This is a genomic window from Anaerocolumna sp. AGMB13020, assembly GCF_033100115.1.
GTDB lineage: Bacteria > Bacillota > Clostridia > Lachnospirales > Lachnospiraceae > Anaerocolumna.
The window spans coordinates 4,433,901-4,459,201 of record NZ_CP136910.1; the positions used below are offsets into that span (position 1 = coordinate 4,433,901).

Here is a 25,301-nt window from a genome sequence, read left to right on the forward strand (position 1 = left end):
AAGTGATGGGATATTGCAAAAAAGCGATATCCCCTTTTTTATAAAATCTCAAATAATCTTGAGGTTTTATAAAAGGAGGGGAAAAGAGAGGTGACACATGAGTAAACTAGAAAATTTGAGACAGCTATATTACCAAACAGTACAGGAAATGCTTGATGATACAGATAAATGGAAAGCGTTTCTTCAATATGCCAGTAATATGTATAAGTACGACTTTGCAACTCTTGTTACTGCTTATGCACAGAATCCTAATTATGTGCAACTGGCTTCTTATGATGACTGGAAGTCGATTGGAAGACAAGTAAGAAGAAATGAAAAGAGTATTCCGGTATTAATTAAAAATCAATATGGTATAGATCATTTTTTTGATTCTTCTCAGTTATGGGGGAATAAGCAAATTATGAATTGGTCTATTAGCGCAGAAGAGCTGGATGATTTCAACCATCGTTTTATGGAAAAATATAAGGATTACAATAGTGAGTTCATTTTAACTCCAGATGATGTTAGACAAATGCTTATAACAGACCAATTAAAAGGGGCATATAATAAGACAAATAATCCAGTAAATAAAGCTGCCCTACTTTCAGATTACCTTATCAACAGTATTAATTATATGATACAATATCGATATCATGGTGTTGATCCGAAGATATTAATACATAAATCGGCAGAAGTTAACAGTGAAACAATAGGTACAGTTGGATATTATACAGTTAAGGCTGCAAGAGAAATATTATTAACCAGTAAAGAAATCATATTTGATATAAGGAAGGAGAAACGAGATGGACAAAAGAATGACAGAGATGATAGCGAACGGGATGGAAATGGAGTACGAAGAGAGGGAGGGACTTTGGTTCGGAGTGGTAGAAGAGGAGCAGAACCAGGGAATGGAACAACTGACCAAATACGGAAATCTGGCGATGAAGTATTGGGAAGAAGAGAAACCAGTGGAGTTACAGCAGATTCTGATAGACGGCACACTAAGAGAAACCATGCTGAAGATACAGGAACAAGCAGAGGAAAAGATGGAGAGATTACAGGCGAAAATGCTGGAGAAAGACCCAATAAAGAATCCAAACGACACAATGGAAGCTTATCAGCACAGACAAAGGATCCACGACCAAGCAGAGGAAATAGTCCTCAGGGAAGTGGTTTACAATTAGAACTTAATTTAAAAGAATTACATGAAAACATTGAAGGAGAAACTAAAACGGTTTCTTCTTTTTTTATTAATAGAAGCTATGGGCAGTCTATGTTAGATGATGTAACTCTTATCAAAGCCGTAAATTATGGTACAGGTACTGAAGGTAGTCAATCGGGTATAACAAGGCTTTATAACACTGATGTACCTTATACTGAAAGAGTAAAATATCTGCAGAATGCTTATGATAAAACTAATTATTATGATGAAACTGGGAATGAGGGCTTTATTGGGATTCAAACACTAAGGCAAATGGGCATTAAAATATCTTGGTCTGAGAATTCTAAATTAAGTAACGAAATTATACACTGGAGTCAATTGGACAGAATCCTTGAAAAGATGATTCTTGATAATAAGTATATAATACCAATCAATGAGGACAAGGTTGCTCACAAAGAAGTTGCCAATTTAGTGAAAGAAGATAAGGGAACCGTAACACAAAAAGCAAGTAACATTGAAAAAATTAATTATAAGTATCAGGAAGATCTGCTTAGTGAAGGAGGAATTAAGAAGAAGTTTCAGAATAATGTTGCAGCTATTAAGCTCTTAAAAGAAATAGAAAATGAACAACGCTATGCCACAGAGAATGAGCAAATTATATTAAACAGGTATGTTGGCTGGGGTGGTTTAGCAGCTGCATTTGATGAAAGAAATTCATCCTGGGTAAATGAGTATATAGTACTTAAGGAACTACTAACTGAACAGGAATATAAGAGTGCAAGAGCATCTACAACCACAGCATTTTATACTCCTCCAGAAATAATTAAAGGTATATATAAAGCTTTAGCTCAGTTTGGATTCAAGGGTGGAAACCTTCTAGAGCCGGCCCTAGGAACAGGAAGATTCTTTTCCCATATCCCAGAGAATATTACGAATCAAACACGGTTGTATGGTGTTGAATTAGATAGTATTTCTGGTAGAATAGCAAAGCAACTTTATCAGGAGGCAGATATACAGATATGCGGCTACGAAAATGCTAATCACTCTGATAACTTTTTTGATCTGGTTATAGGTAATGTACCTTTTGGTGATTACAAAGTATTTGACAAACGTTACAGCAAATACAACTATCATATTCACGATTATTATTTTGCAAAGTCACTTGATAAGGTACGAGCCGGTGGATTAGTAATCTTTATAACAAGTAAAGGCACTTTGGATAAGGCAAATCCAACATTCCGTAAGTATCTTGCAGAACGTGCGGATTTAATTGGAGCCATTAGACTACCAAATATTACTTTTAAGGATGCCAATACTGAGGTGACGAGTGATATTCTGTTTTTACAAAAGAGAGATAGAATACAAGTAAGTGAACCCTCTTGGGTATTTACTGGTTTTACGGATGATAAAATTCCTGTTAATCAATATTATCTTGAGCATCCGGAAATGATGCTTGGTAAAATGGTATTTGATAATAAAATGTTTGGAGAAGATAGTAAATATACAACTTTAGTCAACGAGGATCCGGAGCGTTTACAGGAAGATTTCTTAGCTGCAGTTACTAAGCTTACTGGAAGAATTGATAAAAATAAGAATATAGTTATGGAAAAAGAAGAGGAAATAATACACACCATTCTGGCTGATCCAAGTGTTAAGAATTACTCTTATGCTATTGTAGATGAAAAAGTCTATTATAGAGAGAATTCAGAAATGAAGGAAGTGTTATTACCTATTCCTAAACTAAATCAGTTAAAGGGATTGATATGCCTTAGAAAAGCAGCCAGAGAAATAATAGAAGCACAGCTTCAAAACTGTGCAGATAATGAATTATACAAATTGCAGGAAGATCTTCACTCTTTATATAATTCATTTGTAAATAAATATGGTGTACTTAGTGGAAAAAATAATAATATTTTTAAACTTGATGCTGATTATCCACTGATCCTATCATTAGAATATGTTGATAAGAATAATAAGGTAGTAAAAGCTGATATCTTTACCAAGCGTACAATTAAACCTTACAAATTAATTGATCATGTTGAAACTGCCAGAGAAGGATTAATAGTGTCACTAACTGAAAAGGGACGAGTTGATATCCCTTATATTGCAAACTTAGGTGGATTTACAAACGACCAGGTAATAAAAGATCTTAATGGTGAGATATTCCTTAATCCAGAGAAACAGGATACAGAAGATCCGTATGCTGGTTATGAAACAGCTGATTCATATTTATCAGGAAATGTACGGTCCAAGCTTAAAATAGCTGAATTATTTGCAGAAATTAATTCAGATTTAAAAATAAATGTGGAAGCCTTAAGGAGAGTTCAACCGGAGGATTTGAAGGCAGGTGAAATAACTGTACGGTTAGGTACAACATGGATTGATGAAGAGGATCTCAATCAATTTATGTATGAACTGCTAGATACTCCGAAGACTTATCAACTAAAGGTAGGGAACAAAGATAAAAAAAGAGTAACAGCTATTCGATACAATAATTTTACATCTGCTTATGCTGTAACAAATAAGGTTTATGATGTGACTAATCGTATTCGTGCATCAAAGACTTATGGTACAAGTAGGATGGATGCCTATATGATAATTGAAGATACTCTCAATTTAAAAACTGTTGTTGTAAAGGACAGGTTGGTTAACGAAGACGGTAATTATTACTATGTTGTAAATAAAGCAGAAACAATATTAGCCAGAGAAAAGCAGAGTTTAATTAAGGAAAAGTTTCAGGAATGGTTCTGGTCCGATATTAGTAGGCGTGAGAAGTATGTTAGAAAATATAATGACCTATTTAATACTACAAGACTACGTGAATATGACGGTTCCCATTTGCAATTTCCTGGTATGAATCCAGCAATTAAATTGAGAAATCATCAAAAAAATGCGATTGCAAGAGTCTTATATGGTGGGAATACATTGCTTGCTCATTGTGTAGGTGCCGGAAAAACATACGAAATGATAGCTAGTGCTATGGAACTTAAGAGAGTAGGTCTTGCTACCAAGTCGATGTTTTGTGTTCCTAATCACCTTACTGAACAAATTGGAAATGACTTCATAAAATTATATCCTGCAGCAAATATTCTTGTTGCTACAAAAGCAGATTTTGAGCCATTAAACAGAAAAACCTTTATAAGTAAAATTGCTACAGGTGAGTATGATGCAATAATACTTGGCTATACACAGTTTGAGAGAATACCAATATCACCAGAGAGAGAGCAAGTTATGTTGCATGAGCAGATTGACCAAGCAAAGGCTGCTATAGAAAGGATACACGAAGAAAATGGCGAGAACTGGTCAATTAAACAGATGGAAAAGTTTAAAAAGAGTCTGGAAACTGAACTTCTTTCTTTGCGTAATAGTGATAGAGACAATGTCATTTATTTTGAAGAATTAGGAGTAGACGCATTATTTGTAGATGAAGCACATTATTATAAAAACTGTGCTGTATTTTCAAAAATGAGAAATGTTGCTGGAATATCTACAACTAAGGCAAAAAAATCAACTGATATGCTTATCAAGTGTCAGTATATTCAAGAAATCAATAGTGGTAGAGGGGTAGTTTTCGCCACTGGGACTCCGATCTCTAATTCTATGACAGAATTATATGTTATGCAGAGATATTTACAGAATAATACCTTGAAGGAAAAAGGGATTGGACATTTTGATGCTTGGGCTGCGAACTTTGGTGAAGTTATTTCCTCTTTAGAATTAGCGCCAGAAGGTACGGGATACCGCTTTAAGAACCGCTTTGCCAAGTTTACTAATGTTCCAGAACTGATGAATATGTTCCGGGAGATAGCAGATGTTCAGCTTCCTGAAATGTTAGAAGATTTGCCAGTGCCTAAGATTAAGGGGGGGAAATACAAAGTTATAGTATCTGAACCGTCTGATTATACACGAAAAGTAATGGCTAGCTTTGCAGAAAGAGCTGAAGCAATAAGAAATGGACAAGTATATCCGCATGTTGATAATATGCTTAAGGTAACGAATGAAGCAAGAAAACTTGGAACGGATCCCAGATTACTTGATCCCAAAGCACCAAATGAACCAGCAAGTAAAGTTAATCAATGTATTGAGATTGTTTACGATGAGTATGTTAAGAGTTCAGAAATCAAAGGTACACAGATTATTTTCTGTGATATAGGAACACCTAATAAGGATAAGAGATGGAATATTTACAATTACATAAAAGAGGAATTGATACGATTAGGAATGCCAGAACAAGAGATATGTTTTATACATGACGCTAACACAGAAAAACAGAGGGAAAAACTATTTGAGTACTTACGGAATGGTACAAAAAGAGTAATAGTGGGAAGTACTCAAAAGATGGGAACAGGTGTAAACATACAAGACAGGATAGTAGCTGCACATGATCTTGATTGCCCATGGAGACCAAGTGATCTGGAGCAACGATCAGGACGTCCTTTACGACAGGGAAATATTAATGATGAGGTTGCTATGTATCGTTATGTAACGAAAGATACTTACGATGCTTATAATTGGCAGCTAGTAGAGCAAAAACAGAAAATTATTGCACAAATCATGACGAACAAGACTATAGAACGTACATATGAGGATATTGATGAAACAGTTTTGTCTTATGCAGAGATAAAAGCATTGGCTACTGGAAATCCCTATATAAAAGAGAAGATGGATATTGATACAGAAGTGGGTAGGTTAAAAATGTTAAAGGCTGGCTATTTAAATGAAAAGTATAAATATGAAGAAGGATTTCATCGTATTTATCCAGCTCAAATAACAGAGTATAGGTCAAAAATTGAAGCTATAGAAAAGGATATCAAGTTAAGAGATTCCAATCCTGTTAGTGAGGACAGCTTCTGCATAAAACTAATGAATACAATTTTTACGGAGAGATCCAAAGCCGGTGAAGCTTTGCTTGCTATTATGACCATGAAAGAAATACCAGATGAAATTGGAAGTTTTCGTGGATTTCGTTTATACCATATTACTACAGAAATATCTCAGAATAGAAGCAATATCATGGTTGATGGAACAAGAACATATAGTCTAGATTTGGGAACCAGTGGAGTAGGAAACATGAGCCGGTTGGAAAATCTTATAAATGGGCTTGAGGAAAAGTTAGAGCATTTCAAAGAAGAGCTTAATATTGCACAAGATAATCTTAAAGAAGCACAGATAAATTGTGGTAAGGTTTTTCCTTATGAGGAAGAACTTTCTAAAAAAATTATGAGACAATCTGAATTGAATCAATTTCTGGAACTTGATAAAACCGATGAGGTTTTAGCCGATGAGGACATGGATATTGAAAAGAATAATAGTAGCCTAATGGTTAAGGAAATTATAAGCGCATATAACATTATAGAAGATGATGCGGAAATGGAGCCATAAAGCGCAAGAAAGGGAATAAAATGGATAAGTATTTTTTTGATAATGAAGGAAATACAATGTATGAGTTTAAATGCAACATAGTTATGGATAAAGAGTTGCAAAATATACATGATAAAGAGAAAAAATGTAAACAGCATAATTTAATTATAATTTCTATTGGAATTGCTATAGGATTGTTTCTTGTACCCATTGTTTTCTTTTTACAACACTGGTTTTTTTCAGACTGGATATCAGACTTGAGGATGCAGATTTTTGGGTGTCTGGTGATGATATCGCCATTTTGTCTTTTAATAGTCACCTATGTATCAAACGACCTTCAGGACGTAGATTCAAAATATTATAATCGGGTTGAACTAATTAATTTAATACCTCAAATAGATGAGCTGTTAGAGATTTCATCTTCATCGGGTGGTATGTTTGAGTATGATGACTTCTTAATACATTATACAAATAAAGATGATAGTAGAAAAATAGTCTCATTATTCATACTGGAAGGATATAGATTAGAGAAAAGTAGAGCAGTAAGCTGCTTAACATTTGACATAGATAATTTCACTTTACAAAAACCATATTAATAACCATAAAATCAGGTAACTCGAAGTCGAACAGTAGAACTGTTCTTTTTTTATATATTTTATAAGGAGGTAAATATTATGGCCGAAACAGGTACAAAGGTCAAACAAAAACAGAAAGAAAGAGAGGATGCGAAGGTTGAAGTTGCCAATAGTATAAGCATACTTGATTATGCAAACAAAAATGATATGGATGTCTTGTATGAGGATAAGAAGATTGCCAGGATCGAAACACCTGGCGGTGAAATGCTAACAGTTTTTAAAGACAGAAACTCATGGTCAATCTCAAACGGAGAAGATGAAAGGGCTGAATACGGTAATACTATTCGTTTCGTAGCTAAAATGGAAAATAACGAATGGAGAGAAGCATTAGATAAACTGGTTGCAGACAGAGGTGACTATCTGTCGAGTGATCAATATAATGCAGCTTATGTAGAAACATATAATTTAAATAACCAGGATGCTTTAGAAAGTGTAAATACAAGGAATAAAGATTTGATTAAGTCGGAAAATCTGGAATTCCAAACTGCTAAAACTGTACGAATCGCTGATTATGCCAGAGCAATAGGGCTTCAAACAGATGAAATAAATCGTGGAAAGACTACAGTTATTAGAGATCCACGTTTTGAAGGGATTCTAATATATAACAACAGTAATAAATGGGACTGGCACTCAAAGTTTGTACGAGATGCAGATGTAATCAAGTTTGCAGAGAGAGCACAAGGTCTAAGCAGAGAAGAAGCAATAAAATCTCTTGCTGCTTTTAAAGACACTGGAATCATTACAGAAATCCAAAAAGATAGTGAATACATTATTGAGCAGGAAGAAGTACTTGGAGAACGTTCAGAAGAGAAGCCTACTGAAGAGACATTATTACCTGAAGAGCTTAATGATCAACAATCAGAATCAAGCCAAAGTAATGAAAAAAAAGAAGAAATAAATAATTCTCAGATACAGACGCAAAGCCAGACACGAAAAACAATGTCAAAGGAGCAGTTATCAGAAATCTTATCGGGTTATAGAAGAGGAATAGATGTAACCTCATTTGATAATGTTAAGTTATCTCCTAAACAAATGCGGCAGCTCCGCCTTGCAGAGCAAAATGGTATTGATTCGAAAGGTTTTAATGATCCTTCATTGTCTGCGGAATATATGAAAGAAATGCGTTTAGCTGCAGAAAATAGAGTGGATCTAAGCAGCTTTAAAAATGAAGAGAGTAACTTTGTATATTCTGCTGAACAGGCGAAGGAAATACGACTTGGGAAACAGTATGGATTGGCACCGGAAGAAGTTGCAGCTTTTGCTAAAGAAGAACTAGATCCGGAAGTTATGAAAGAAATGAGGCTTGGGCTTCAAGATGGAATGATTCAGATGAGAAACTTGGGTAACGGCAGTTATACTGCAAAAGATCTTCATTCTATTAGAATGACAATTATGGTGAATCATATCATGGATGCAATAAAGGTTCAGCTTAGAAATATCTTTGATAATCTCATCTCAATAATTAAACGTAATGTTTTACATGATCAAAGCTTTATCAGGCATGAACAAGTACCACAAAATGAGGTAAATGACACTGTTGTACAAGAGGTTGATATTGAAAAAGCTGCCATCAATGAAGTTAAAAACACAATTGAAAGTATCTATGAAGCTATTTCAGATGAGATGCAGGATCTTCCGGTGGAAGAGAGAAAAGATGTTATTATATCTGCTCTAAGGACTGTTATTAACCAGGTTAAGGAGAATGAATTTACTGCTAAATCTGATATTGAAAAGAACCAAGAATTTGAGGAAGCTGTAAATAATGTAATTGAGGAAAAACAAGAAAATGCCCTTAAGCGAGCAGCACTAGAGAGCCTGGAAGAAGATTATGTGGAACAATTTTATAAGAATGAAAATGACTATAACGACAAAATAATTGACTTCACAAACTCAATTGTGAATGATTCTACGATACCCTTAGAATTGAAGCATGAAATATTCGATCGCACAATTGAAAGAGTTTTCGGTACAGGCACAGCTGAGAAGTTGATAAGTCGATTATCGCCTGATGATCTGCATCCGGATTTACCGAAACAATCAATGGAAGAGATGCTTCAGCAGGAAGAGATATATCAGGAAGAAATAAGCGAAGAACTTTCATTAGAACAGTAAAAACTTCAGAATTGAAAATTATGGTTAGGGTAATGGCTTAATAATATGCTGTTGCCCTTTTTTTATGAGGTGATTATATGGAAAGTAAGGCACGTTATGCAAGAGCTGGAGCACCAGCAAACTATCAGATTTATAATGATGAGGATATTGCAAAGGCTAATGCAGTTAGTATACCTGATTTGGCAAGATCTAAGGGTTACAACGTTAAAGATGTAAATCAACGATGGGCAGAGGTAAAGGGGCAGGGAGGATTATCAATTGATAAGGCAGGAAATCGCTGGTACTGTCATTCTACCCATAAAGGTGGAGGCCCTATACAATTAGTTATGTATCTGGATGGATCAAGTTGGCAGGATGCTATGTCAGAGTTATTAAATGGTGAAAGTTCATATTCACGATATGTACCTTCAAAAGAATTGATTGTGGAAAAAAAAGATTTTGTACTACCTGAAAAAAACAATACTTACAGACATATCTTCGCATATCTTGGTCAGACACGTAAAATTCACCAGGAAGTTATCAAAGAATTTGTAGATAAGAAACTTCTATATGAAAATAATAAAAAAAGTTGCGTATTCGTCGGGATAGATAAAGAAGGTAATCAGAAGTATGCATGTATTCGAAGTACAAATACAAATGGTGCATCTTTCAAAGGGGAAGCTTCAGGATCAGATAAAAGATTTGGTTTTGCAAAAATAGGGTCAAATGACAGATTGACAATCGTTGAGGCTCCTATTGATCTCTTAAGTTATATGTCAATTTATCACTACCATGGATTAGGATATAAAATCCAAAATGACCACATTTTATCTCTTGGTGGAGTGAGTGATGTTGCATTAAAACAATATCTGATGGATCACCCTGAGATTAAACAAATACAAATGGGATTAGATAATGATACGGCAGGTAATGAAGCTTGCAATGATATATTTAAGCAGTATTCCAGTAAATATAAGATTAAACGTATTTCATTCAAGGAAAAAGATTTCAATGAAGTCTTGAAGGCGGATTTAGTTAATATGAATCTGAAGAAAGTTGAGCAACTACAGACCCAGCTGGCAGAGCCGGCTAATGAGCTGAATCATGAATGTGAGCCAGCATAAGCGGAGGTAGTGATATAAAAATGAAATAGATAGAAAGGATCAGTGTTTTAGCACTGCGGTTATGATGAATTCAAAATCAAACTCTTTTTTAAGATTAATAGGAGCAGCGGGTAATGAGAAAGAGTTAATTGAACGCCTGGTACGTGATCTAGGAATCAAAACTTTTCTTGATAATGCAGACTCCATAGTTTTAAGTCAGAAAACAAAGAATGCCTTGGAATGGCTAAATAATATTTTGTATCAGCAAGGAAATATTCCTGAGAGTTTATCGGGGTTGACAGAAATTCCTACTAAGACTTTTACACAAAATAATATAAAAGAATTAGAACTTCTTACCATTAAGGATCATCCAGAATTATTGGATGTGGATGCAAGGCAGTTCTATAAACTTCTATGTTTAAAAGATGTAATTAAAAATTTTCAGGATGAACAGGATTATATTGCAGTAAAAGAAGATTTTCTCGATTATGAACCTGAACAATGATTCTTTTTCAATATCGCCCCTCAAAAGGGGGAGGAACTCACCGTAGGTGTATAACTGGCAAGATTCCCCTTTGTGTGACTGTTGTCACACAAAGAGATCTTGTCGGGAGACCCGAACCCCAGAATTGGGATGAATCCCAAACCCTCTATTAAAGAAAGGAAAAAAAATAAATGAAGAGAAAATTAGCAAAGTTATTTATTTCAGTATTTTTAGTTATGCTTGCTTTGGTGGGATGTGATAATTATACGACTGCCGATGTAGATAATCAGATGATAGTCCAAGAAACGTTATCTGATAATCAGGGGACTCCAACTGATATAAATTACTCTCTTGAACGTTATAATCTAACTCGTAGAGCATATTGGGTTAATGGACAAAGAGAAAAAGCCAATAGCTTAATTTGCTCTATTGAGAAACCTCTAGGATATATAGTTTTAATAACTGATAATGGAGCTGTCCTTGGAAGTTTTGTAGTTGATGGGAAAGTAAGTAGCTTAAACAGCTTCTTAACCCCTAATTATATTGAGGAATACTACTCAAATGGAGCAACTATAAATAAAGAGTTAGCAGACGTAGATGGTTCCTTTGGAGAAAATGACAATGGAATATTCTTCTTTACTCCAGATGGAAAATATATGGAGTGGACAGGTACATATTTATATTCAGATATCCCTTTCGAAGTGGATGATCCGGTATTAAAGGTAGGTAAAGTCGATGAATAGTCTTTTTAAGGGAACAGGTATTGTTGTACTTGTTATCATGTCTCTTTTATTAATAATTTATATAACGCCTTTTGGAAGAGGAGCTATAAACACTTACTTTTTTCAGGTGCAAAAGGTTGATGATATAACTAATTACAAGACCGTCAAAGAAGTAGAAGATACTTGTAGAGCAATGATAAGTAGTTATGAAACAGACAAATTAACTTATGAACAATATAAGGACAGCAGCAATGAAGAGAAGCAATCCTGGGCAGAACAAGCAAAGATGAGGGCAAATAAAACTGCTAATAGTTATAACAATTACATACTTAAGAACAGTTTCATATGGGAAGACAATGTACCGCCTGATATTAAGGCTGAGTTACAAATATTAGAATAAGGAGATTAATCATGAAAATTAAAGTTATAGAAGGAAAGGTTGGATATGGAAAAACCTTTTATGTTAAATCTGAATTGCTCCGGTCAAGAGGAAAGACAATATGTTTGTCGTCTTATGATGAGTATGCCGCACTTAGCAAAAAATTAGATGGTAGTACTTATCTCGATGGATTAGATATTTCTATAGATAAGGTATTCGATTTCATGAATAATGAAAGCGAATATCTTTTCTTAAATTTTGACATGGAGGATGAGAAAGAAAAGCGTTTCGATTTTCTGCTGAATATTATTGGAATCATTAGCACAAATATAAAAGACAATAGTGTTAATCTGATAATTGATAATATTGAAAGTTTTGTTAATAAAATGGATGAACCTCAGTTATTAACCAGAATATTACTTCATAATAGAAAGAATTGTGAACGGCTCAATATAACCTATACAACATTTGGTAGGCAGAAAGCGAATATCCATCTATTAAAAGAGAATTCTAGGGATTTATCTGTTACGGAATATATACTAGGAAATATGGATAAAGGATAGAGTTAAGATCAATATATTATAACAAAATTTAGAGGAGGTAATTAATTGGATAAAAACAACTTCAAGTTAGGGGAGTTGTTTCGAGAAGAGTTTAATGATAAACAATGGAATGAAATACTTACAGGAGTTATATCTGGATGTGATGTTCTGATATATGCAAAACCATATTATCATTACGCACAGATGAGAGAACTTCGCCTGGGTCAAGAAGCTGGAATAGATACAACCTGCTATGAAGACCGTTTTCTACATTCCAAAGATATGGCTATTATCCGAAAAGCAATAGAACAAAAATTTGAAGTCGATATTCTGTTGGATAGAGAGTTTAATCATAAGCAAAGAGAGCAGATATATTTAGGCATGATTTCAGGAGTGAGTTATATGAAATATGCTCTACCTATTCACAATGAATGGAAGATGATGGAGGTAAGATTAGGCTTTGAAAAAGGTATAGACTTGACTCAGTACCTTTTTACACATAACCATAATCAGATATGTCAAATACGCATAGGTATTGAAAATGGATTGAGTGTGAAAATATTTGACGACAATCGATTCAAACAAGCACAGATGGCAGAAATTATTGATGGAATGCTGCGTGGTTTAGATGTTTCTCAATATTCAGATTATAGTCTTTCTATAGAGCAAATGCGATTCAAAAAGGCTGAACTTATACAAAAAGAGATGAAACAATCAAAGAATAAGAAAGGAAATTGTAGATATTATGAAAAATAAAGACATTAAGATTGTAGACAGAAATGAAGAAATGAATCTATTAAAGAAAGAAAATATTATATTTTCTCTAATTAGTCAGGAAGAAAATAGGCGCTCACAGCGGCCTCATCCCTATAGGCTGCAAAATGACATGGTGATTACATATCGATTGGTTGTAAAAGTTGAAGATCAAAGTATCCATTCTGCATTGATTGATGACACTCTTTTAAACACTCTTGATTTAAGTAGTTATGAGGAGTTGCATAATCTGGCTATTGAGAATACGATGCGTTTATTTCCAGCAAAGGTTATATCTATGGAGCAAATGTTTATGAATGAGTCTGCACCTTCTGATATTGATAATTTTCATTATGATGATATAGACAAGATGTCGCCTCCTTTGTATGTATTATCAAATAACATAAAAATCAACGGGGCTTCAACGATAGTTTATCCAGGTATTTTAGAAAAATTAGCAGAGAAGTTCAAATCCAATTTTTATATATTACCTTCATCCGTACATGAAGTAATACTTATTCCAGATGAAGGAGACATTGATAAATCTCAGCTAAGTTGGTTGGTAAGAACTGTTAACATGGAGCAAGTTTCCAGAAATGAAAGGCTTTCTAATAGTGCTTATAAATATGATAAAGATGAGAAGAGCCTTGAAAAGATTGAGGAACAGTCAACCACAGTAAATCAGGAGTTTGTTAATCATTTTCTTTACGGTAATGAACAAGATCCGGATATGGACTTAGAACCTTAAAGGTTTAAAGAGGTATTTGCAATGGAGGAAAAGCCCACCACTAAGATTAAAAGGATAGAAGCAAGAGCCACACTTGAACAGAAAATTTTTGTTAAACGTAAAGCGAAAGAAGCTGGAATGAAGGAATGTGAATATGTGCTTTATTGTTGCTTAAAAGATGAGATGCCCTTGCAATCACCAGCAATGTTGGAAAAGATTATGAATAGTGATCCAGAAAGTATACATATAAGGGTCACTGCTGAGGAAAAAAAACAGATTATCGAAAAATATAAAATCTCAGGCATTAATAACTTAAGTAGGTTTGTTCGACTATGCTGCCAGAATAAACAAATAATTGTTATAAATGATTTGAAAGTATTAGCAAAGGAACTACATAAAGTCGGCAACAATTTAAATCAAATTACTATGCTATGTCATCAAGGACTTATTCAAACGCCTGACATTACAGAAACTAAAGACAACTTAAGTAAAGTGTACCAGGAGCTGGTTAAGCTAAATAAAAAGGTTAAGCCAGGCAGGTGATAACATGGCTATTGTTGCTTTTTTTAATGGGAGAAAAAATAAGAAAGGTGAAAAACTAACTTATAAGACTCTTGGTAGTGTAAGAAGATTAATTAATTACATCTTACAGGAAAGCAAAACCAGAGATGAATTAATGGGGGGAGTTTATTGTAATCCGAAGACAGCTTTTGATGAATTTGTACTGACTAAGGCAATTCATAATAAATTACCTGAAGGCCCAGTATCCAAATCTGAGGAAGTAATACATTTTACACAGAGCTTTAAAGTAGAAGAAATTACACCGGAACTAGCGAAAGATATTGCGGATAAACTTCTTACCCATAAACTATTTGAAGGGTTTCAAATAGTCTACGCAGTACATACGGATCAGCAACACATCCATACTCATTTTGCTATTAACTCTGTAAATTATGAAACAGGGCTGAGATGGCATATTTCAAAATATGATCTACAAAAAATAAAAGATTGGAGTAATGAATTATGTAGAGAGAATAATTTGTCCGTTCTTCCTAAGATGGAACAGCGAAGAATACCCAGGGTTAAAATGGAGAATCGATTACATGAGCATGTTTCAAAGGGAGAGTATCGAGCTGCTAAAGAAGGTAGGAGCTGGAAGGCTGAAACATTATATGCAGGAATGGCAGCTAGAAAGGTTTCTCGAAGTCGTGATGAGTTTATAGATATTATGAATAGGTTTGGTTATCAGGTACGGTGGGAAGAAAGTCGTAAAGATATTACTTATACCAATTCCGACGGAAAGAAAATTAATTCTGACAAGCTGGGGTATCCCGCAAAGAACTTTACTCCATTAACAAAGGAATCTCTGGAGAAGCAGTTTGCTCTTAATAGACAAGTAGAAACAAATCATAATACAAGTATCCAGATCGGGCAAGAACGGTTAAGAAATCAATTACTTAAAATGGCAGATACACTAGCAAAAGACTCTTCAAATCCTTACCCCTTTCAAAATTCAGATTCATTGAAACCTTACTTCATAGATGGACAAGCCTTGAAAGACAAAATTATAGAATCTGAAAAAGGTAAGGGATTAGATTGGGAAAAGGATTAAGGTATATTATATGAATAAAAAAAATATTTATCTATATTCATTTTTAGCTTTAATAGGTAGTGTTTTAGCAATCTATTTTGCAGCTCTGTTCGATAGTGTCCTACTTAAACAGAAATTAGAAAGTATGAATATCTTCTATATTATAAAGTATGTAGCTTCCAGTAATAATGCATGGAAGCTTTTTTTAATACTTCTGGTTGCAATTATACTTTTTGTTTTTGTTACTGCGATGCAAGACAGTAAAGATTATCAGAGCAAGCAAATTTTTGTTACACCAGATATATCAACACCTGCAGTTGCAGGACAGGGGCAATGCGGAACAGCTAAGTGGTTACCTCCTGAGAAATTTGATACATCTTTTGATAATTTTATATTGGATCAAAATAATCCAACGCTCAAAAAAATTCAGATGAATAGCTTAAATGATATAAAACAGGAATTAAAACGAATAACCGCCTTAGAGGAGGAGATTGATAAGCTAACAAAAGAACAAGAGCAGGAAGAAGATGATACAAGGATAGAAGAGCTTGAAGCACTAATTGATATAAAACAACATGAACTAACGGATGAAGATAAAATTATTTATGATGTAACAAATCCGACTGTTTATGATGACATAAAAAAAGAAATAAAGAGAGGAGCGTTAAATAATATTAATCCACAAAAAGGTGGAATTGTTTTAGGTAAAAAAGACCTTGAAGAAAAAAAAGTAATTAATTCTTTATTCAAATTGGTTTCAGGGGTTCCGTTTTCCCAAGAACGAATTTACTACATTTTAAAAGATGTACATACTCTTGTACTTGGAGCTACAAGATCTGGTAAAGGTAGAACAGTAGTATTACAGACAATAGGTACGCTACTCTTGGCCGGAGAAAGCATTATAGTTACGGATCCCAAGGCAGAATCCTATTTTTACTACAAAAAGATTTTAGAGTTGCTGGGATACAAAACTATAACAATTGATTTTAAGAATCCGAGAAAAAGTACAAGATTTAATTTCTTACAGCCAATTATCGATAGGGTAGATGAAGATGATATCCCAGGTGCAATTGATGCAACCTGGGATTTGGTTTCTCAGCTTGTAGGTGAACCAAAAGGTGAAAGACTCTGGAACGATGGTGAAGCATCTACAATCGCAGCTTGTGCAATGTCAGTTGTATATGATAACCGGTCCCCCGAAAATCATAAGTATCGAAATCTTACCAATGTGTATTATTTCTTAAGTCAGATGTGTACGCCAATCCAAGTAGGAAAAGAACTTGTACTTCCAATTTCAAAATATGTACAAGACTTGCCTTATGAACATCCTTCAAAGGGGTTACTTGCTGTAGCAGATATAGCTCCGTCTAGGACTAGAGGAAGCTTTTACACATCAGCACTTATGACTTTAAAACTGTTTACAAACCCTTTAATCGCTGACATGACCTCAAGTACGGATTACGATCCAATGAAAGTAGGGGATAGAAAGACAGCAATATTCATTATCCTTCCTGATGATAGAAAGACATATTATTCTCTTGCGACATTATATGTAACACAGCAATATCAACTATTAAGTAGAGCAGCTGATTTAAGAGGTGGAAGGCTAAAAAGAAGAACAAACTATATTCTTGATGAATTTGGTAATTTTGCTAAGATTCCTAATTTTACTACTATGCAAACAGTAGGTGGAGGAAAGGGTATTCGATTTAATATTTTAGTGCAGGATTACAACCAAATTGATGATATTTACGAAAATACACAGGGAAAGATTATAAGAAGCAACTGTGAAAATTGGATATATCTGCAAACTGACGATCCCGATACCTTAGAGGGATTATCAAAGAAACTTGGTAATTATACAATTAGTACCTATTCCTTAACTGCAAATCATCAGAAATTCAGTAATCCCAGCTCTTCGCATAATGTAAGCTTAACTGGAAGAGAGTTGCTTAAACCAGATGAAATTAAAGATATTAAACGACCATACACTCTGGTGACTAGCCGTAATGATCCGGCTATTTTAAATTCACCAGATTTATCAAATTGGTATTTCAATTCGATGTTAGGTTTAGGAAATGAGGAACATAATCGTAGAGTGCGAATGGCCAGAGATAATATAAGGCCCCAAAGAAGCGTTTCTCCAAAGCTAGAATTATGGGGAATCTGGGATGAATATAAAGTAATCATGGTAAAAGAGCAAAAAGACAAGACTGCAAAAGCTATGAAAGAAATGGCTGAGCAAGTGATGGCAGCTCAGTCCAATCAATTTTTTGATTCCTAATCGAAAGGATGAGTAAATGCAAGATAAAGAAAAGGCGGCTTTAGTAAATCAACTCTGCAGAGAAATCATAGAAAAGAATGAATTAACGTTAAAGAGTAATGTTTACTATGATTACACAGCTGTAATAGAGAAATTATATGATTTGAAGGAGGTGATGCATGACACAATAAGAATACCAAGACCAGAGAAAATACCTAAGCACATGATCTGGAGTGAGAAGCCAGCTGACTTAGAATTAGACCCATATGTATTTGATGGTTCGATGAGTCCTGAAGAATTTGAATGCTGGCAAGATAAGGTGTTTGGCGAAGAACCTGAGCTGGAATAGTAACAATAAGAAAAGGAGTAATTATGTAATGAAAAAACTAAATAATATGAAAAAAGTTCTCAAAGGAATGAAAAGCAAGGTTATGTATCTATTGACCTTGCTTTTTTTGTTAAGCAACAGAGTGATGATTTATGCTGCATCTACAGAGGGAGGTAATAAAATTACATCTAGCAAAGCAGGTTCAGGGTTAAAGAATTTATTAACTGACGTATCATCCTTTCTACTAATTATATCACCTATTGTTGGAGGGCTATTTGCTATTTATTTCTTCATTAGAAAGAATGCAGCTGATGAGCAGGATCAGAAACAATGGAATAAAAGGTTAGTAATAACTGGAGTTTCAGTTATAGGAGCCGTACTGGTTTCTAGTGGTATTACACTTATTACAGGATACTTTGTATAAATTAAAATCGGAGGATAAAGAACATGAGAAAATTAAGAGAATTTACACAGGAAAAAATGATTACATTAAAGGTTAAATTACACAAGTCTGGTGAAACAGCAATTTTAAAGCTGTCTGAGAACAGTGGAAACTTCCTTGAAGAAGCACTGAAGTACATAGCTGGTATAGTAGTAGGGTTACTCTTTTTAGGAGGAATCTATCTACTGTTTAAAAATGTTATAATTCCTGGTCTTGGATCAAAAGTACAGGAAATATTTAACTTCTCTGCCTAATTACAATCAAAACGGTATCAAGTTAAGTGAGTGAAACTTGATACCGTTATATAACAGAATAAAAGAAAGGACAACGAATGAAAATAAAGAAAATTTATAGGCTAATGGCTGCATTTCTTCTTATTACATTAATAATGCAGTCATTTCAGCTAACAAGTGCAAAAGCAGCTAGTGGTGCTTCTGTAACTGGAGCAAGTGGTACGCAATACATTCTTGATCACCAGTATGTTAAACAGTTAAACATTAATACAGGAAATATAACAATAACAGATACAGGATACACACAAACCAACGGTACTAGTGAAAGCTGGGACGCCGATGAAGATGCCTATGTTATAAAGGGCCAGGGAACCAGTACTAATACCATAACCATAAATAATACAAATTATGTTCCTACAATTTATTTACTGGAAACAGAGTGGGCCGGAAATATAGCAATTAGTAATAGTAAGGGATGTAATTTAGTAATAGTGGGCAGCGTAAAAAATACAAATGGGTATGGATTAACAATGTCAGGAAATACTTCTGCAGCATCGCCAATCGCTTTGAGTGTAATAGGGCTGAATAGAGAGACATCTAAGTTATCTGTATCAAAAAATGTACTAGGAAGAGTATCTGGAGGTTATGCAACCTATGCCAAGTCATTTCTTATGAAAGATTTAGAACTTTCTTGTACCAGTATCGCTACAGGAACGTATTTTTATGAGAATGTTACTATAGCGGATTGTTCAATCACATCTTCAGTGACAACTTACGGTAATTATTCTTTTAATACTAATTCCGCAGCTAGTTTTTCAATAAGTAACCTTACTGCTAACTTCCTGGCAATTGAGAGAACATCCGGTAGTATTTATAATACGGATCTGGTATCAATAAGTTCATCTAATATAGACAGGCTTATTCTTACTTCAAGTTTTAGGTACGGCTGTAAGATAACTAACACAACTATTAATACTGCAACTATAGGGACAGTAAATAATTTAACCCTAAATAATGCTGTAATACATAATTTTGAGACATTTTTCTATGCGGACACTGTAAATATGATTGAAAGTACTATTGCTAATAAAAGTCTTACAAACAGTAATACCATAGTTACAAGTTATAAATTGGATTACAGTAGTTATAATGATGCCGGAGAAGGGTGGGTATTGGATGTAACACCTACGAATAGTGCAGCAGAGGATTTATTTCTTAAGAAAGTACGCTTAAGAGATTATCCTAATTATTATGTATTGGTTACTTTTCCTGACGGTTATACATCTAAGTTATTGCTGGATGAAAACGGTTATTTATTTCCGTATGTGCCCAAAAACTCTACAGAGCTTAAATTTCAGGTTACTGATGAAAAAGGTGCTGCCAACTTTGGGAATTATGAATTAGAGTTTGATCCCATAACAGGAAATGACACAAATACAAATGAACCTGCCATAACAATTCAGCCAACAGTAGTGACATTCACACCGTTTGCTAATTTACCTATCGAATATTCATTTGATAAAGATAATTGGACAGGTACAACCACAGATTCTAATTGTCAGTTCAGTGTTGTTTTTCCTATAGGGGTTAAGAGAATTTATTTAAGATATAATGGAGCACTCTATGTTATTGATTATGATGAATCTGGTACACCTGGAGAAGTTATTGAACAGAAACCTGAAATAACATCTCAATCCGGAAGTAATGTTACGCTGCTGAAAGGAAAAGAAGGAAGTATATTTGTTAATGCATCACCTGTTAATACAGGTACAATATTAAAGTATCAATGGTATAAAGATGGTTCTTTATTATCAGGTGAAAAATCAAACGTGCTAGTTATAAAAAACCCTGATAATTTAAATGCCGGTGATTATATATGTGTCGTTACTGAAGATGAGATTGGTAGTACTACATCAGCGCCTATATCAGTATCGGTTACCACTGGAGTACCAGAAGAAACAGCACTTGTAATATTGGCACAATCAGGTAATAAGAGTGTTACAGAGGATTCAAAGGTTGAGTTATATGTTATACCAAATAGTACAGATGGTGTTAATTATCAGTGGAAGAAAAATGGAGTTAATATACCTGGTGCTACAACTGCAAAATATGAAATCGGTGCTGTAGAAAAAGCTGATGAAGCTACTTATACAAATGTTCTTACTAAAGGAAGTGAAGTGGTAACATCTGACCCGATTGTGCTTACAGTAAATCCTAATCCGCTAGCCGGTGATGTTGAGGATCTACAGGGTGCTGTTGATACATTAACAGAGCAAGTTAATACATTGCAAGGACAGCTTGATGCTGCAAATAACAATTTAACCACCTTACAGAATACTATTAATGATTTGACTGCTCAGCTTAATGATTTAAATAATCAAATAACAGCATTGCAAACACAGATTTCTAACTTAAATGGTAATGTTACAGAGTTGCAAGATCAGATTAATGCATTGCAGGATCAGAAAAATAACCTGCAGATAGATTTGGATGCTGCCAATACAGAAAAATCTACACTGCAGATAACTATTAATGAGTTGAATACTGAGGTTAGTAATAAAGATACTCAAATTACATATCTCCAGACATTACTGAATGCCAGTGAGAGTGAGAATGCGGAATTAAAAGGTCAGATTACAGTGTTAAATACGCAAATCAATAATATGACCACTCAGATTGAAACTCTTAATGCGCAGGTAACAACAATAACTTCTGAAAGGGATTCCCTTCAAAATCAGCTCACTACTGCAAACACTATTATTAGTAATTTACAGCAGCAGATTTTAGATCTGACAAATGAAAATAATGACCTTAAATCACAGTTGGATACTGCTTTACTTCAAATTATTCTTCTACAAGGGCAGGTAAATAACCTTACTACTCAAAACGCGGAGTTGGTTAATCAGGTTAATGATCTTAATGCAGAGATTACATTGCTTAAGAACCAGCTAGACGGTGCCGGAGATAATACAAGCGAATTGCTGCAACAAATAAGCAACTTAACAACACAGGTTAATAACCTTACCACAATAATTAACCAGAAAGATACTCAGATAACATCCTTGAATGATCAAATAACCAATTTAAATACAACTATAGTGAATCTGCAAACAGAAGTAAATAATGCTCTGGATAGTTTATCCGAGTATGAAGGTGCAGCTTTACAAGATAAGATCAATCAAATTCTTTCTGAGAATGCAGAGCTAAAAAGTGAATTAAACTCTTTAAAACAGGAGCGAAATTCACTTTTGCTACAGTTAGCAGACTTAAATAACTTGGTACAAAGCCTGCAGGCTGAAAATGCTTCTTTGATTCACCAGTTACAAGAAGCAGAAACACTGATTAATAATTTACAGAGTAGCCTTACTGCAGAAATAGAAAAAAGCACTGCACTACAATCTCAGGTGGATACTTTAAATATTCAAATAAGTAATCTGCAGTTACAATTGGGACAAACAGAAAGTGATAAAGAAGCTCTGAACCAGCAGATAAATAATTTACAAACAGATTTGACTAATATTACATATCAGTTAAACGTGTCAACACAGACGATTGCTGACCTAAATAGTCAAATAACAGCTTTAAATACCACAATAATAAACCTGCAAATTCAGATAAATAATGCTTTATCAGAATTAACTGAATATGAAGGCAACAATTTGCTTGAAAAGATTCAAGATATAAAAACCAAACAGTCTACTATAACGGCTGACCTGAATGAAGCGAATGCATTAAATACAAGCTTGAACTCACAGTTAAATACAGCTAATACACTACTGATATCCTTACAACATCAAATCGATGTTTTAATGGGGCAGATAAACGATAAGGATGCTCAAATCGCAGAATTATTAGCATTGATAGCTGAAAAAGACACAGAGATAGCAGCAAAGAATACTCAAATCAATAATTTGCAGATCCAGGTTCAGACACTCCAAGAAACGATAAATAATTTATCTGGAGGAAATGATACTATTACAAAATTGACAGAACAGGTTAATGACTTGAAAAATCAATTGGAAGCAAAAAATACTGAAATTAGTAACTTACAAAAGAAAATAGAAGAACTACAAAATGCAGGAGGCAGTCAATCAGAGATTAACAAATTAACGGATGAATTGAATAAAGCAAAAGATATTATAAGTAATCTTCAAAAGCAAATTGATGAACTGAAAAAGAATCCTATAACAGTATATGTTCCTGTTCCGGCCGACAATAATGGAGTATCTGATGAAGTAGCAGACACCACTATACCCGAAACCATTGTTAAGGAAGTAAATCCAGATAAAGTTGATTCAGTTGTTAAAGATCCTGTGATATTAGATGGTAATGCAACGGTTGAAGCAAGGGAAGGCTGGGAAATTTCTACATCACTTGCAAAAGATGCTGTCTGGTCTGGTTCCTTACTTCCAGTAACAGAAAATTACACAGGACTTTATACTTTCTTTGATAATGGGTTGAGTGTAGATGCAGCAGTGAAAGGAGCTGCTTTAACAGTCGGTTATAATGGAATATCAAATGCTGGTCTGACAGATACAAAAGATGGTTTTATGAAATACACCTTCTATGCAAGACGTGTCATAGATAAAAATAATATCTATGTATGCTCGGTTGATATTGAAAAAGAGGAGTACACGACACCAGTTACAACCATAACTTCCTCAATTTTAAAAGAGCCAAGAAATTATACACCTGAGAACTCTTATAATGTATTGGCTGACAAAGCAATTACATTTAAACTCTCCGCTGATTATGGAACTTATGGAAAAGGAGCTATTAAATATCAGATAGTGCCAGAAAGCATGGATTTTGACCCCGACGGTACATGGATAAATGTAAAAGGAAATTCATTTACGATACCAAAGCAGGATAATAATTTCCGTATATATGTAAAATTTATCGATAAAAACGGAAATTACACTGTAGATAAAACAATAGGGTTTAAGATACCTGAAGAAAAAGTAACCCAAGTAACCCAAGATGATACCTCACCGATATTTACAATGTACAAGACTATCTATCTGGGATATGACTACCAGGTACAGCTTGCAAATGTGACAGGAGATGTTACTTATAAATCTTCTGATGCTAAAATCGCTAAAGTTAATAAAAATGGCTTGATTACTTCAGTAAAGGAAGGAAAGGCGATTATCACTTGCTCTGTGAAAGGTAAGAGAAGTTACACTTACCGGATTGTTGTAACGATAGCCGATGGAAAAGGATCACCAACGTTAAACCTTTTCACGTCACCAATACAGGCAACAGGTGATAACCCAGTTTTAATTATGTATAAGCAGCTAAAAGCTGGTACTAGTACAAAACTTAGTATAAGTGGGCTAGATAAGGATGCAACTGTAACGTACATTAATATGGACTCTGATATCGCAGTTGTTTCTAAAGATGGAACAATTACTGGTATTACAAAAGGTAGTACTGATGTAATGGCTATTGTTTCAAAAGGTGATATTAATTATATCTATTATATTAAAATCAGAGTGGATGATGGAACAAAAGATCCTAATATGTGGACTTATCTGACTGCAGCATAATATGAGCTGCAGACCGTAATTAATTGGAGAACGGTCTGCAGCTTTTTTAGTTTAGATTCTAGCGGAAAGAAGGTGCATAATTGTTTGTTTTTAGATGGTTTAAAAGAAACTATAGTTAATATTTTTAATATGGGTTTTGAGGGATTTCTCTCTTACTTACTGCAGGAAGCACTTAAAGCATTTGATACAAGTTTAATCTACATATCAGATATATCGTTCAATGCAGAAACATATATGCAAAGTAACATGGGAATGAATCTAAATAGTATCTTTTCTGTCATCCGTATATTTGGGTTTTATCTAATATTGCTCAAAGCATTAAAAAAGGGATTTGATGTATATGTTCTTTGGACTGATGGAGATTCTGACATGGATCCGTTTATGTTATTTACTAATTTTTTTAAAGCAATAGCAATAGCGGCTTCTTTTTCCAGCCTATATGGTTTTGCAGTAGAAATAATAGTGGATATTATAAACCAAGTACTTGGTTCTCTTAATAGGGTTGACTTAGGGAATATGTCCATGAGACTTGTTTTGGGACAGTTTATGTCTCAAGGTATTATTGTACTTATATTTGTCTTAGTGTACCTGGTATGCTATGTAATGCTGTATTTGAAATTCATTGGAAGGGGCCTTGAGATTTTCATTTTAAAAGCTGGTCTACCTTTTGCCTGTGTTGGTTTAATGGATTCTGATGGAGGTGTTTTTAAGATGTATATAAAAAAGTTTGCCCAAGAATTTTTTACAGTTCTTGTGCAAACTTTTTTACTTAAGTTATCTGTAGCATTAATGCTTAATGGTCATTATATATGGGCTACTGCAACAATGATGACTTCATTAAAAGCTCCCCAAGTATTGTCCGAGTTTATAATGGTCGGATCAGGTGGGCCAGGGGTAGCACAAAAGGTTACATCAACTGCTTATACTGCAAATATGATTCGTAGCTTTGTGAAATAA

18 protein-coding genes are annotated in these 25,301 nt (G+C 34.2%); all 18 read left to right on the forward strand.

What is annotated here, in order from left to right; all coding sequences use genetic code 11:
• Positions 1 to 97: 97 nt before the first annotated feature.
• The 18 genes from R2R35_RS18390 (at position 98) to R2R35_RS18475 (ending at position 25,301) form a co-directional block, all read left to right on the forward strand.
• A complete protein-coding gene (locus R2R35_RS18390; protein ID WP_317731290.1) occupies positions 98 to 6,523 on the forward strand; it encodes a helicase-related protein in 6,426 nt (2,141 codons plus the stop codon).
• 20 nt (positions 6,524 to 6,543) lie between these two features.
• Positions 6,544 to 7,098 carry a hypothetical protein gene (locus tag R2R35_RS18395; protein WP_317731291.1) on the forward strand — a complete coding sequence of 185 codons (555 nt, stop codon included), beginning with the start codon at positions 6,544 to 6,546 and terminating at the stop codon, positions 7,096 to 7,098.
• A gap of 195 nt (positions 7,099 to 7,293) precedes the next feature.
• The gene (locus R2R35_RS18400) at positions 7,294 to 9,249 is read left to right on the forward strand and encodes a hypothetical protein (protein WP_317731292.1); all 1,956 of its coding nucleotides are present in this window, start codon (positions 7,294 to 7,296) and stop codon (positions 9,247 to 9,249) included.
• A 77-nt stretch (positions 9,250 to 9,326) separates the two neighbouring features.
• A complete protein-coding gene (locus R2R35_RS18405; protein WP_317731293.1) occupies positions 9,327 to 10,352 on the forward strand; it encodes a DUF3991 and TOPRIM domain-containing protein in 1,026 nt (341 codons plus the stop codon).
• A gap of 61 nt (positions 10,353 to 10,413) precedes the next feature.
• Positions 10,414 to 10,836: a hypothetical protein gene (locus R2R35_RS18410; protein WP_317731294.1), complete on the forward strand. Its 423-nt coding sequence runs from the start codon at positions 10,414 to 10,416 to the stop codon at positions 10,834 to 10,836.
• Between the two features lie 170 nt (positions 10,837 to 11,006).
• Positions 11,007 to 11,558: a hypothetical protein gene (locus R2R35_RS18415; RefSeq protein WP_317731295.1), complete on the forward strand. Its 552-nt coding sequence runs from the start codon at positions 11,007 to 11,009 to the stop codon at positions 11,556 to 11,558.
• The gene (locus R2R35_RS18420; protein ID WP_317731296.1) at positions 11,551 to 11,937 is read left to right on the forward strand and encodes a hypothetical protein; all 387 of its coding nucleotides are present in this window, start codon (positions 11,551 to 11,553) and stop codon (positions 11,935 to 11,937) included. Before R2R35_RS18415 ends, R2R35_RS18420 begins: the two co-directional genes overlap by 8 nt.
• Positions 11,938 to 11,948: 11 nt before the next feature.
• Complete coding sequence (locus R2R35_RS18425; protein ID WP_317731297.1) at positions 11,949 to 12,479, forward strand: hypothetical protein; 531 nt, start codon at positions 11,949 to 11,951, stop codon at positions 12,477 to 12,479.
• A gap of 45 nt (positions 12,480 to 12,524) precedes the next feature.
• On the forward strand, positions 12,525 to 13,214 hold the full coding sequence (locus R2R35_RS18430; protein WP_317731298.1) for a hypothetical protein: 690 nt from the start codon (positions 12,525 to 12,527) through the stop codon (positions 13,212 to 13,214).
• Positions 13,204 to 13,959 carry a DUF5688 family protein gene (locus R2R35_RS18435; RefSeq protein ID WP_317731299.1) on the forward strand — a complete coding sequence of 252 codons (756 nt, stop codon included), beginning with the start codon at positions 13,204 to 13,206 and terminating at the stop codon, positions 13,957 to 13,959. The genes R2R35_RS18430 and R2R35_RS18435 overlap by 11 nt, the downstream gene beginning before the upstream one ends.
• A gap of 21 nt (positions 13,960 to 13,980) precedes the next feature.
• Positions 13,981 to 14,481, forward strand: coding sequence for a plasmid mobilization protein (locus tag R2R35_RS18440; protein ID WP_317731300.1), 501 nt, complete (start codon positions 13,981 to 13,983; stop codon positions 14,479 to 14,481).
• A gap of 4 nt (positions 14,482 to 14,485) precedes the next feature.
• A complete protein-coding gene (locus tag R2R35_RS18445) occupies positions 14,486 to 15,550 on the forward strand; it encodes a relaxase/mobilization nuclease domain-containing protein (protein WP_317731301.1) in 1,065 nt (354 codons plus the stop codon).
• Positions 15,551 to 15,560: 10 nt separating this feature from the next.
• Positions 15,561 to 17,813, forward strand: coding sequence for a VirD4-like conjugal transfer protein, CD1115 family (locus R2R35_RS18450; protein ID WP_317731302.1), 2,253 nt, complete (start codon positions 15,561 to 15,563; stop codon positions 17,811 to 17,813).
• A 16-nt stretch (positions 17,814 to 17,829) separates the two neighbouring features.
• Entirely contained in the window at positions 17,830 to 18,141 is a 312-nt protein-coding gene (locus tag R2R35_RS18455; protein ID WP_317731303.1) for a hypothetical protein, read from the forward strand.
• Positions 18,142 to 18,169: 28 nt separating this feature from the next.
• Positions 18,170 to 18,544, forward strand: a complete 375-nt coding sequence (locus R2R35_RS18460) for an Mbov_0395 family pilin-like conjugal transfer protein (protein WP_317731304.1) — start codon at positions 18,170 to 18,172, stop codon at positions 18,542 to 18,544.
• A gap of 23 nt (positions 18,545 to 18,567) precedes the next feature.
• Positions 18,568 to 18,816 carry a DUF6133 family protein gene (locus R2R35_RS18465; protein ID WP_317731305.1) on the forward strand — a complete coding sequence of 83 codons (249 nt, stop codon included), beginning with the start codon at positions 18,568 to 18,570 and terminating at the stop codon, positions 18,814 to 18,816.
• Between the two features lie 77 nt (positions 18,817 to 18,893).
• The gene (locus R2R35_RS18470) at positions 18,894 to 24,344 is read left to right on the forward strand and encodes an Ig-like domain-containing protein (protein WP_317731306.1); all 5,451 of its coding nucleotides are present in this window, start codon (positions 18,894 to 18,896) and stop codon (positions 24,342 to 24,344) included.
• 84 nt (positions 24,345 to 24,428) lie between these two features.
• Positions 24,429 to 25,301: a conjugal transfer protein TrbL family protein gene (locus R2R35_RS18475; RefSeq protein WP_317731307.1), complete on the forward strand. Its 873-nt coding sequence runs from the start codon at positions 24,429 to 24,431 to the stop codon at positions 25,299 to 25,301.

What these genes read in the sequence shown, in the direction of transcription:
- R2R35_RS18390 (WP_317731290.1), top strand. Translation starts at nt 98, where the DNA reads ATGAGTAAACTAGAAAATTTGAGACAGCTATATTACCAAACAGTACAG.
- R2R35_RS18395 (WP_317731291.1), top strand. Translation starts at nt 6,544, where the DNA reads ATGGATAAGTATTTTTTTGATAATGAAGGAAATACAATGTATGAGTTT.
- R2R35_RS18405 (WP_317731293.1), top strand. Translation starts at nt 9,327, where the DNA reads ATGGAAAGTAAGGCACGTTATGCAAGAGCTGGAGCACCAGCAAACTAT.
- R2R35_RS18410 (WP_317731294.1), top strand. Translation starts at nt 10,414, where the DNA reads ATGATGAATTCAAAATCAAACTCTTTTTTAAGATTAATAGGAGCAGCG.
- R2R35_RS18415 (WP_317731295.1), top strand. Translation starts at nt 11,007, where the DNA reads ATGAAGAGAAAATTAGCAAAGTTATTTATTTCAGTATTTTTAGTTATG.
- R2R35_RS18420 (WP_317731296.1), top strand. Translation starts at nt 11,551, where the DNA reads ATGAATAGTCTTTTTAAGGGAACAGGTATTGTTGTACTTGTTATCATG.
- R2R35_RS18425 (WP_317731297.1), top strand. Translation starts at nt 11,949, where the DNA reads ATGAAAATTAAAGTTATAGAAGGAAAGGTTGGATATGGAAAAACCTTT.
- R2R35_RS18435 (WP_317731299.1), top strand. Translation starts at nt 13,204, where the DNA reads ATGAAAAATAAAGACATTAAGATTGTAGACAGAAATGAAGAAATGAAT.
- R2R35_RS18440 (WP_317731300.1), top strand. Translation starts at nt 13,981, where the DNA reads ATGGAGGAAAAGCCCACCACTAAGATTAAAAGGATAGAAGCAAGAGCC.
- R2R35_RS18445 (WP_317731301.1), top strand. Translation starts at nt 14,486, where the DNA reads ATGGCTATTGTTGCTTTTTTTAATGGGAGAAAAAATAAGAAAGGTGAA.
- R2R35_RS18450 (WP_317731302.1), top strand. Translation starts at nt 15,561, where the DNA reads ATGAATAAAAAAAATATTTATCTATATTCATTTTTAGCTTTAATAGGT.
- R2R35_RS18455 (WP_317731303.1), top strand. Translation starts at nt 17,830, where the DNA reads ATGCAAGATAAAGAAAAGGCGGCTTTAGTAAATCAACTCTGCAGAGAA.
- R2R35_RS18460 (WP_317731304.1), top strand. Translation starts at nt 18,170, where the DNA reads ATGAAAAAACTAAATAATATGAAAAAAGTTCTCAAAGGAATGAAAAGC.
- R2R35_RS18465 (WP_317731305.1), top strand. Translation starts at nt 18,568, where the DNA reads ATGAGAAAATTAAGAGAATTTACACAGGAAAAAATGATTACATTAAAG.
- R2R35_RS18470 (WP_317731306.1), top strand. Translation starts at nt 18,894, where the DNA reads ATGAAAATAAAGAAAATTTATAGGCTAATGGCTGCATTTCTTCTTATT.